The 10,947-nt window shown below is 48.9% G+C and carries 7 protein-coding genes; all 7 read right to left on the bottom strand.

Annotated elements, in window-relative coordinates; all coding sequences use genetic code 11:
* Positions 1-367 precede the first annotated feature (367 nt).
* The 7 genes from VZT47_RS07515 to VZT47_RS07485 all read right to left on the bottom strand — a co-directional run bounded on the left by VZT47_RS07515 (position 368) and on the right by VZT47_RS07485 (position 10,199).
* On the bottom strand, positions 368-1,708 hold the full coding sequence (locus VZT47_RS07515) for an SGNH/GDSL hydrolase family protein (protein ID WP_330224353.1): 1,341 nt from the start codon (positions 1,706-1,708) through the stop codon (positions 368-370).
* A 183-nt stretch (positions 1,709-1,891) separates the two neighbouring features.
* Positions 1,892-3,025: a tetratricopeptide repeat protein gene (locus VZT47_RS07510; protein WP_330224352.1), complete on the bottom strand. Its 1,134-nt coding sequence runs from the start codon at positions 3,023-3,025 to the stop codon at positions 1,892-1,894.
* 168 nt (positions 3,026-3,193) lie between these two features.
* Positions 3,194-4,261, bottom strand: coding sequence for a tetratricopeptide repeat protein (locus VZT47_RS07505; protein ID WP_330224351.1), 1,068 nt, complete (start codon positions 4,259-4,261; stop codon positions 3,194-3,196).
* A 69-nt stretch (positions 4,262-4,330) separates the two neighbouring features.
* Positions 4,331-5,722 (bottom strand): tetratricopeptide repeat protein, encoded by a 1,392-nt coding sequence (locus tag VZT47_RS07500; RefSeq protein ID WP_330224350.1) that lies wholly within the window; start codon positions 5,720-5,722, stop codon positions 4,331-4,333.
* A gap of 143 nt (positions 5,723-5,865) precedes the next feature.
* Positions 5,866-7,203: an SEL1-like repeat protein gene (locus VZT47_RS07495; protein ID WP_330224349.1), complete on the bottom strand. Its 1,338-nt coding sequence runs from the start codon at positions 7,201-7,203 to the stop codon at positions 5,866-5,868.
* A 143-nt stretch (positions 7,204-7,346) separates the two neighbouring features.
* Positions 7,347-8,702 (bottom strand): tetratricopeptide repeat protein, encoded by a 1,356-nt coding sequence (locus VZT47_RS07490; protein ID WP_330224348.1) that lies wholly within the window; start codon positions 8,700-8,702, stop codon positions 7,347-7,349.
* 573 nt (positions 8,703-9,275) lie between these two features.
* Positions 9,276-10,199, bottom strand: a complete 924-nt coding sequence (locus VZT47_RS07485) for a M23 family metallopeptidase (protein ID WP_330224347.1) — start codon at positions 10,197-10,199, stop codon at positions 9,276-9,278.
* Between the last annotated feature and the right edge of the window lie 748 nt (positions 10,200-10,947).

Here is a 10,947-nt window from a genome sequence, read left to right as displayed (position 1 = left end):
TCCTTTCTATGTCAAAAACTAATGCTTAACATGATTTTAGCATTTCTCTTTTGGCGTCGTTCTCGAATTTCCATCTATTTAATTTGGGGTAGTCAGTTTTTGAATTTATTTAATCTTGGGTAAATTATACATATCCACCCCGAAATCCCAAATCCGAAGTCCGAAATCCGTCCTTCAGCTCACCGGCAAGCCAGGGCCCTTTTCATATTCGGCCGCTTCAAAAATTTGATGCGGCCTCCTTCCCGACCCACGGATCACGGACCACGGGCCACGATGGATGACAATCATCTCTCGTGTCCGAAGAACGAATAACGAACAACGATCACCAGCAGTTATCCCAAAAACAGTTTCCTTCACTCAATTCGTTTTATTTCATAAACTTATGTATTTCCCGATTGATTTCCCCTGCAATCATCTGCTTGGCGTTCCAGTCTCCATGAATGCCATCCATGGCCAGTTCGCTGGGCATGACTTCGTAGTCTCTAAAGGGAGATGCCGTATCGATATGGGGCTGGGTGCGGATATATTCGTTCACGATTTCCACATTTTCTTTCCAGCCGCTGTAAGTGACATCGCCGTAATATTTCTGGATATTTTCCGGATTGATGGGAACGATGGTGAGAAGGATGGGGGTAATTCCTGCATTGGTGCATTTTTTCTGGATCACGGCCAGATGACCGATGACTTTATGCGGGTCCGCTCCCATACGAAGGTCATTGATTCCTCCCATGATGAGGAGGTATTTCACATGAAAGGGCAGTACGTCCCGATCGAAACGGTCTTCCATCATTTCCGTAGTATCGCCGCTCCGGCCCATATTGACCGCCGGAAAATCAAGATAGGTAATGTAGGAATAAGCCATATCGGCCGGGCTGTGATACAGATGGCCTCCTCCCTGGGTAATGGAGTCTCCGAAAATACCTACATCCCAGTGTTCTTCGGGATTGGCCCGCACTTTTTCAGGATTGCTCCAGATTCCCACAGGATTTCCATCTTCCGTCATGCCCCGGACACGCCAGTAGAAGGTGCCGATTCTCGGATTGTCATCATAGACATTCGAAAGGCTGGTCACCTGGGAAAAGACGCGGTATTTCGAAGGTTCGATGCCGTCCGGATTTTCCGGATAATCACTGGTTACTTCCACCTCGTATTTCGCGGCTCCCGGATTTCCTGCGTAGGAATAGACAGGGTATTCCAGAGTGGAACCGTTCCCGGGCACATACACATTGGGATAGGGCGCATTGCGGTCGATTTTCTTCATGGTGCTCCGGACTTCCATGGGAGAAGAAAAAGGACCCATGCCGGACCAGTCCGCATCGATGGGGCGGACCCGCCAGTAAAGAGGCCCATCGCCTTCGGGAAATTGGGAAAGGTCCACGAGGACTTTATTCGAATAAATCCGCTGGTTGTCATAGAGATGGTCTTCCAGGACGGAATTCCTGTCCAGATTTTCAGGAAGACCCCGGAATATTTCCACTTCATACCGGACCGATTCGGGATCATCCTTCCAGGTGAGGAGGATTAACCGGGAATTTTCTTCTGCCGGCGCTTCATTTCCTTCAGGTATGGTTCCGTCATCAAGGGAAGAAGCGGTGGCAGACTCTAAAAGAGTCGCTGCCGGGTCGATATTTTCAGCCAGAGCAGCGGCAGGGTTTATGAAATATAGAAATAAAGCGGCAAGCACCGCGGGAAGTAATTTTCGTTTCATGCTTATTCTTTCTTGTATAAAATCGGGAAGTCAGTCCTGTACATGGCCTGAACGGTTTTTGCCAGACGGGCGGTAGCGGGAAAAATTGATGCCGTCCGCTTTTCACCAAGATGTGAGACACTGATAACTGATAACTGTTAACGGCTGACGACTCACCACCCGCCATTTCTCATCAGCTATCCGCTATTTCCCCATTTCGCTCCGGATCTGTTCGAGAGCTATCTTTGCATCTTCGCTTCCGTGAGCTGCCGCGTGCTGCAGGAGTTCCATGGCTTTTTCGGTATCTTTTTCAGTGCCGTAACCAAACTGGTAGCAGGCGGCGAGCCAGCCCAGGGCTTCTACATAGTGATTGGCCGCCGCCTTTTGGAAAAGTTCAAAGGCTTTCTTGTCATTCCCATCTTCATGGTAAATGACACCGAGCTGGGTGGTGGAGGAGTCCATACCCAGGTCGCTTGCTTTCTGGTAGTAAATTTTAGCGAGGCGCCGGTCTTTTTTCGTGCCATTTCCATAAAAATAGCAGTTGGCCAGGTTCCCAAGGGCCAGGGGATCATTGCCTTCGGCCGCTTTTTTCGTGATTTTGAAGCCCTCTTTTTTGTCGGAATTGCCGTTTCCATCAAAAATATACATGACTCCCAGGGCCACGCCGGCACGGAGATGGCCTTTGGCAAAGGCTTTGCGGAAGAGGCGGATTCCTTCTTTTTTATCTTTCGGAATTCCGGTCCCGAGATAGTAGAAATAGGCGAGACGGTTGAAGGCATCGGGGTAGCCGGATTCTGCCGATTTCCGGTAGGCTTCCAGGGACCGTTTCGGGTCTGCCGCATGACGGACGAATTCCGGATTATCCTGCACATGGGGATCATAAAACTGTCCGATATCATTCCAGGCCTTCCAGTAGCCTCCTATGGCTGCCGTATGGAGGAGGGAAAAGGCTTCGTCCAGTTCCTGATGTTCATCGGCGTGAATCATGGTGTAGCAGCCCAGGGCTTCCAGGGCATAGCAGTCCGGATTTTCCTTTACTTTTGAAATCCAGGTTTCCCGCTTTTCATAAATTTTGTCCAGTTCCTCATGGTCAATCCCATCGGAATGGAGGAGACAGAAAAAGGCGCAGAGCGGATCTTCCGCCCGGGCCCCTTTCAGTGCCCATTTCGCGGCTTCCTTCGGGTCCCAGGGGGCCGCTTCGAGATAATAATTGTGGTAAAGAGAGAGGAAATACATGGCCCGTGGATTTCCGGCTTCTGCCAGAGACTTGAAAATCGGATACGCTTCCCTGACTTTATATTCTTTAAACAAGCTTTCTGCTTTTTCCAGATCTGTCATAAATAAGTCCTCCTTAATGTATTTTTATTATAACATGAAGGAAAAAAGTTATCAGTGTTCAGTTCAGGGTGAGTCAGGCAGGACCGGTTCCATAGAGAATGGAATATGGGTATAAAAAGGGCAGGCTCCGTCACCGGATACCCGCCAAGTGTTTCACGTGAAACATTTTCAGAATTTCATGATTCCCTGACTCAAAAGTTCCTCTTCTGCTTCCGTATTTCCCAAATCTGCTGCCATCGTCAGGTAATCAATGGCTTTCTCCCGGTTTTGTTCCGTTCCTTTTCCGTTGAGGTACATCATACCGGCCAGGTAAGCGGCTTTATCATTGGGAAATCTGGCAGCACCTTCCAGAAATGGCAGGGCCTCTTTCTCTTTCCCGTGATCCAGATAAAACAGGCCAAGGGTAAAGAGAGCATTTTTATTTCCAAGGGTATAGGCATCCTTGAGAATATCGGCTGCTTTCTTCAAATCCCTGGGAACGACCAGCCCCTGTTCATAGAAACCGGAAAGTTCTTCCATGGCCTCAAGGCTTCCCAGGCGGGCCGCCGTTTCAAACCAGTGGAACGCTTTGTGCGCATCCGGGCGCTCTGCTTCCGTCAGATAATAACCGCCCAGGAAAAAGGCGGCTTCCTCATTTCCATGGTCTGCCGACTTTTCCATAAGACGGATCGCTTCCCCTTTATGGGCAGGATCCTCATAGAGAAGCTGTGCCAGTTCATACTCACTATTCTTATCCTGATATTCGGCTGCCTTTTTAAAGCAGATTTTTGCCTTTTCCTCATCCGGCGCCGTGGCAAGGCCCTCTTCATAGGCTATGCCCAGATCGTACAGGGCTTTCCAGTATTCATAGAAAGCGCCCTTGGCCAGCCATTTCATACCTTCTTCATAATCGAGGATCATTCCGTTCCCTGTATAGAAAAGACCGGCTTCATCCATGGCAAATACGTCTCCGGCCTGAGCGGAAAGAAGAATACGGGAAAAATCCTCGTTCACCGTGTCCCACAGGGCCTTGTCCTTTGCACCGGAAAAGAGGGAAATGCCGCAGAGGGGATCTCCCATTTCTTTCCCTTTCCGGAAATATTTCACTGCTTTCTCTTCGTCCGCTTTCTGGTGTCCCAGGCCTTCCCGGAAAATCAGCCCCAGAAGGTAGCAGTTTCGCCCTGTCAGTTCGTCCTGAAGGGCTTTGTATGCTTCATCGATTTTTCCCTGAAGAAATAAATTTTCACCGGTCGTCATAATTACTCCTTATAAGGACTTTTATTTCCTGAAATTTCCTTTTGCCACAATTTTGAGAGGAAAAAGGAATTACCGGAAAAGGAGGTCATCCTCTTTCAGACCTTCCATGAGTGTCTTCTGCCGGATCAGCCTGTCCAGGCTGATTGCCCGGGAGCAGCCTTTTTCCACGGCAGCCTGAAGATATTTCTTTCCTTTTTCATTGGAAAGTTCGACGCCCCGGCCTTTGAAATACATGGTGGCCAGCAGATATTCCGCTTCTCCTGAGGGAGCGCCCTTTTCTACGGCCTTTTTTGCATACTCCAGCGCTTCTTTCAATCTGTTGTTATCGCTGAAATACCAGGCCATTTCGGCAAGACCTTCCGAATCGCCATATTCAGCGGCTTTTTCCATATACTCCATGCCCCGGGGCACATTTTTCCTGATTCCCCGGCCATTCATTAAAGCACTTCCGAGCAGGACAAGCGCTGTGGGTTCATTGAATTTTGCCGCTTTTTTCAGATAGGGAATGGCTTTCTCCCTGTGTTTGCCCAAGAAGCCATTATAGTACAGCTGTCCCATCATAGTCACAGCTTTCACGGATCCTCGCTTTTCCGCTTCTTTGAGATATCCCATCACTTCCTGAAGGACCTTTTTGTCTGCCGTTTGACTTTCAAGTACAGATATGGCCATTTCCAGGGCAGCCCCTTCACTGCCCCTGTCGTAAGCAAGGTGTAAATATTTCAGCGCCTTTTCAGGGTTGTTAAAGAATTGAGTCCCCACAGGCTTCATTCCGCTATAAAAGTGCCAGAGTTCCTGGCAGGCTATATCCGAACCGTCTTCTGCCGCTTTTTCCAGAAGAGCAAATCCTTTGGAAATATCCCGGTCCGTTCCTTCGCCATAGAGACAACAGCACCCTTCTTCATAAGTACCATAGCTGAGTCCCCGCTTTGAGGCCTTATGATACCAGGAAAGGGCCAGGCCATCATCATGGCCGTCAAACTCCTTCACCTGAAGGAGTTTGCCCAGGTTAATCATGGCTTTGGGATCTCCAAGGCCCACGGCCTTTTCTATCCATGCCCGGGCCCTGGCATAGCCTTCTTCAGGAGAAATTTTTTCATCCATAAAAGAACCCATCATCTGCATGGCAAGCGTATTTCCATCTTCAGCCAGGACCCGGACTTGATTCACCAGCTTATCTTTCTCTTGATCTGTAAGTTCCATGGGAACCGGAGAAGGGGCGTATAAAAGTGCCAGGGGGCAGGAAAGATCACAGGCTTTTTTCATATGTTCCCTGACAGTGTCTCCTCTTTCGGGAGAGGCAAAGCAGTCGCAGCACTCATACAGACAGGCAATCATGGTGTGGGCGATTCCCTCTTCCTCCGGGAACAAAGGATTTTTCAATATTTCCTGATAAGCCTCGATGCTTTCTTTATAATTTCCGCTGCAATACAGATTTTGAGCGATTTTTAATGCAGTCGTCATGATTCCTCCCCCTGCAGAGTATAGAAATACAAGGATACTCGCTAAATGGTATTTTCAAGATAAAAGGTCCCCGGTTCATGCAGGCGTTTTATTAAATGTTTCACGTGAAACATTTAATTTTTACTTTTTTTCAGAAAAAGTCTTCAGAGGAGTCCCAGGTTGATCCGGTTCAGAAGGTCCTGGGCTTCCCGGACTCCCTGAAGGGCGGCGCTCCGGAGGTAGAAGATGGCGGTTTTTTCATTTTTTGCTACGCCGTCACCCATGAGGTAGAAAGAGCCCAGCAGGAACTGACCGTGGGGTTCGCCCGTATCAGCGGCCATTTTTGCATATTTCACGGCCTCTTCCGGCTTTCCATCCATAAGGGATACCTGGATCATAAGGACCATGCCTTCGGCTGATCCCACTTCCACTGCTTTTTTCAGGTATTTCAACGCTTCTTTCCGGTTCATTCTGACCCCATTTCCCTGCAGATAGCAGGCGCCCAGGGTGGAAAGGGCATCGCCATCGCCCTCTCTGGCTGCTTCTTTCAGGAGGGAAATTCCCTTTTTATGGTCTTTTTCACTTTTTTTATCAAAGATATACAGGCCTCCCAGTTCCACCTGAGCATCGAGATTTCCCATTTCCATGGCCTGCTTCAGGTATTTTTCAGCCTTACTGGTATCACCCTCTTCCGAATAATACTGGCCCAGAAGGTACAGGGCCTCATCATTTCCCCAGTCCGCCGCCTGTTTCAGGCAGGAAAGGAGTTTCTTTTCGGAAATATCGGGAATGGCCTCTTCGATTTCTTCTTCATGGTCAAGGAACTGGCCCCACATATCGACTGCAGCGTCGGTATAGCCGGCTTCCGCAGCTTTTTCCATCAACTCATAGGCTTTCCTGATATCTTTATCCTGGTGGGCCCCTTCAAAGTAATCCCGTCCCAGGATATACAAGGCCTGGGGGTAGCCGCAGTCTACGGATTTTCTGAGAAGTTCCAATGATTTTTCGTCATCAGCCCCTTCAAAGCCGGGAATGTCATACACCATGGCCGCATCCAGCATGGATACAGGATCTCCCAGGGCGGCCCCTCTTTCAAGCCATTTCAGGGATTCTTCCTGATTTTCCTCCACCACCAGGCCCTCATTGTAAATTTTGCCCATCAGGTTGATGGCCATAATATTTCCACCTTCCGCCATTCTGCGGAGGTTCTTTACGATTTCATCAAGATCGGAAAAATCTTCCCCGGCTTCCATAGCCATAACGCTGTGAATGGCCGCCATGGGTGATTCCAGCTCCAGAGACCGGGAAATGAGGCTCATCAGGGTAGAGTCTTCCATATGTCCCATGAATCCGGCTGCGCCGATATAAAAATTCATGATACAGGCGGTGCCTTCTTCCTCATCGCCCTTCATTTCCTCCATGATATGGAGATACGCTTCAAAACTGTCCACATACCTTCCTTCCAGATATAATTCCTGCGCTTTCTGCAATGCATTCGTCATGGATATGCCTCTCTTCGTGATAGTTAAAAGTGATCCGCTGTGTAGGAAATGGAAACTGAAATATGGAGAACCGGTTATCAGAGTGAACAGGTAATGGGTAAGAGCTCAAGCGCCTCAAAGGCGTCGGTCGGACCCCGGACGGGCTACATGACTTCCTCTATATGGGAGAATCCTTTGTCCAGCAGGTCTTTGGCCCATTTGTAGCCGTTATTGGCGGATTTATAAAGGATTTCTTCTGCCTTTTTGAAATTCTTCGGCACGATGACGCCCTTGATATAGAAGAGGGCCAGATAGAATCCGCCTTCTCCGTCTTCATATTCATCGGCTTTTTTGAAAGCCTCCAGGGACTCCTCGTATTTCCCGTCTTTCAGGAAGATTTTTCCCAGTTCTCTTGCCGCACCGCCGTCTTTTTCGGAAGAGGCTTCCCGGAGGAGGGAAATTCCCCGGTCTTTATCAGTTTCCACGCCCATGCCGTATACATACGCAAGGCCCAGTTCACGGATGGCATCGATGCTTCCTTCCTGCATGGCCTGATTCAGGCAGGAAATCCCTTCTTTCTTCCGGTCATCCCCAAAGCAGCCCTCTACATACATGGTACCCAGGGCAGATCCGGCCATGGCATCCCCCTGGTTCCAGGCTTTCTCGTACCATTCCCTGGCTTTTTCGGCATCCTTTTCCGTGCCGATTCCCTTGTAATAGCACCAGGCCAGATCCATGATGCATTCATGGTCCCCCAGATCCGCGCCTTTTTTCGCATAGAGGAAGCCTTTTTCCGGGTTGATGACTTCATTTCCGTGCTCATCTTCAAAGCCCAGCTCCGCATAAATATGGAAAAGGGTGGCACAGGCTTCCACATGGCCCGATTCGGCAGCTTTTTTAAAGAGGAAAACCGCTTTATCCTGATTTTCATCGGTACCAATGCCCCGCCAGAAGAAATAGGCCAGCTGGTACTCCGCATCCCGATAGCCCGTGGCTGCCGATTTCAAAGTCCACAGATAGGCTTCGTGATCATCGGCTTTTGAAAAATCCGGTTCCAGATAGAGGAAAGCCAGCTGCAGCATACCAATGGGATTTCCCAGTTTCGCCGCTTTTTCCAGCCAGTTTCCTGCTTTTTCCAGGTCTTCTTTCAGATGGATGCCATAGGCATAAATGAGCCCGATCTGGGTCATGGCCTGGGAATTTCCTTCCTTTGCCAGGGAACGGAGATCCGTCAGGAAGACCGTGAATTCCTCATCACTCACTTCCTGATCGGACGTATAGAAATAAAACCGCGAAAGCGGCGAGCCCAGGTTCATGCCTTCCAGCCCGGCATCCCCCATGAGCTTTTCATTGACCGGTCCCGTGAGACCTTCTTTATAAATCGTCATAGCCATGGAAGCGGCAATCCCTTTTTCCTTCGGGTCCGCCGAATCCTTCCTGATTCTATTGTACATGGCCAGGCTTTCCACGAACTTTCCCGAGCAGAAAAGCTTGTGCGCCTCTTCCAGAGTATCTGTCATAGGAATCACCTCGTTTGGATTTCTTTTCTTTCTATTATTTTATCATATGGAAATAAAGTTCATAGTTATCAGTTATCCGTTTTCAAAGCCAGCCTGAAGCGTCGTGTAAAAATGAAGACTTTGATTCCATAGCCCGGATTCGCATTTCCCGCGCAAATGAATACTGAATGTTTCACGTGAAACATGGTATGGAAGATTTTTGCATATTTCTGCGGTTTTCCTCCATTTAAGAAGTTTTTACGTTCCAGATTTCATGAAATCCCATGTCTGACCCGTCTTCGGAAGCCGAAAGGTGGAAATTCAGAAAGGCCGGAGGACTCATGACATAAATAAAAAGTTCTGTTGCAGAATTCTGCAGCAGGCCTTTTGTTTGAATGCTTCCGGAAATCAGGGAATTCCTTCGCAGTGATGACAGGGCTTTCGTTGATAGCCATATAAAAATGGCCCGCCATCTCATTTGATGCGGGCCTCCTCCACTGAGAACTATGAACCGGGAACTGATCACTTTATAAATTTCAGTCATTCAACATATTGTGTAATTATTGTACAGCCCCTTTTTAATTTCCCATTTCCTTACGGCAGGAAATAGGTGGGATCCACGGAGTCTCCATTGATCCGGACTTCATAATGGCAGTGAGGTCCCGTGCTGTTTCCCGTACTTCCGCCCAAAGCGATGACAGTTCCCTGTTCGACCTGTTCTCCCACGGAAACCAGGATGGCGGAATTATGGCCATACCGGGTAACAAGGCCTCCATCGTGTTTGATTTCCACGAGATAGCCATACCCTCCGACCCAGCCTGCCTGGGTGACTGTCCCATTGGCCGTGGCTTCGATGGGATCTCCGTAATCGATGGCGATATCTACCCCTTCATGATAGGTGGAACCGAAGCCGCCCGGGCTTTCGCGGAATCCGTACCAGCTGGAAATGGGACCATGGACCGGCCACATGTCGGGCATATTGGATCCTGTGTGGAGAAGGGGAGCCGCTCCGGCGTAGGTTTCTTCTTCCAGTTTTTCACGAAGCAGCACCAGAAGCCTGATCTGCCTGTCAAGGCGGGAATCGAGTTTCCTCATCTGTTTCAGAAGGTAGGCGGGCGTCCCTTCTTTCACTTCTTCTATATTTCCATGTTCACTGGGGGAAACGTCCCTGGCCTTGTCCGGCACCGTGCTTCCGCCCCCGGTGCCTCCGGTAATATTCGCTCCTGCCCCGTTATTATTGGCATCCACCATCTGCTGGAGTTCTTCGGACAATTTTTCAATGGTCTTCGTCTTCTCATCAAGTTCCGTCAGTTTTTCATCGGCCATTTTCAGCTGCCCCGCATAGAGGTCATTCTGCTGTTTGAGAGAAGTCATGGTGAAAAGAGAATAGGCTCCCGTAAAAAGGGACACCACAAAAAGGGCCCCTGCCGCGCAGGCTGCCACTTTGAATTTCTTCAGTTCATCTATGGTAAGGGAAAAATTCACTTCTCCCGTAGTTTCATTCAGGCTCTTCTTCATGAGCACCGCCTTGATACAAAGTGAGAATTCCTCACGGATTTTGAAATATTTCCATCAAACGAAAGCGCCAGACCCGCATTTCGTGTCAATTTTCAACCGATTTCAGGAAACGTCTTGCATTTCATGTCCTGTTTCATACGTTTCATGACAGGGCTTTAACAGTCACTCTTATATTAGACAGGAAAATTGAATGAAAGTCAAATTAAATTTTAAAAAATGTGAAATAAGGGATATTCAGCCGTTAGTATACAGCCATTAGTAATCAGTCTCATAGTTGGCATACAGCTGCAGTGCGAATCCTCAGAATGTCCGCCCACCTTTCGATGAGTCCAGTTGACTCAAACCTTCAGCAGGACCGAAGACCCCTGTCTATTGGTTTCCGCAGGAAACCCTATCCTTCACAAATCACGATTCACGAAATCCGGAAAGTGTCCGAGCCGGGGCGTGCCGAGATTTGCTGACCCACGAATACCGCTTCTGACTCAGGCCAAAGAGCACACCGCTGACTCCCATTTCAAAATTTCCTTCCTTTTCCGAATCACGATTCACGATTCACGAACCCGTCGAAGTGGGATTCCACTTTCATGCCGCGGTGAGGCTGACTCACGAAAACCGCTTCTGACTCAGGTCAAAGAGCACACCGCTGACTCCCATTTCAAAATTTCCTTCCTTTTCCGAATCACGATTCACGATTCACGAACCCGTCGAAGTGGGATTCCACTTTCATGCCGCGGTGAGGCTGACTCAC

Origin of the sequence: Dialister sp., assembly GCF_036343215.1 — a bacterium.
Taxonomy (GTDB): Bacteria; Bacillota; Negativicutes; order Veillonellales; family Dialisteraceae; genus Dialister.
The sequence above is the reverse complement of the archived record's forward strand: the minus strand, read 5'-3'. Positions and strand labels throughout refer to the sequence as shown.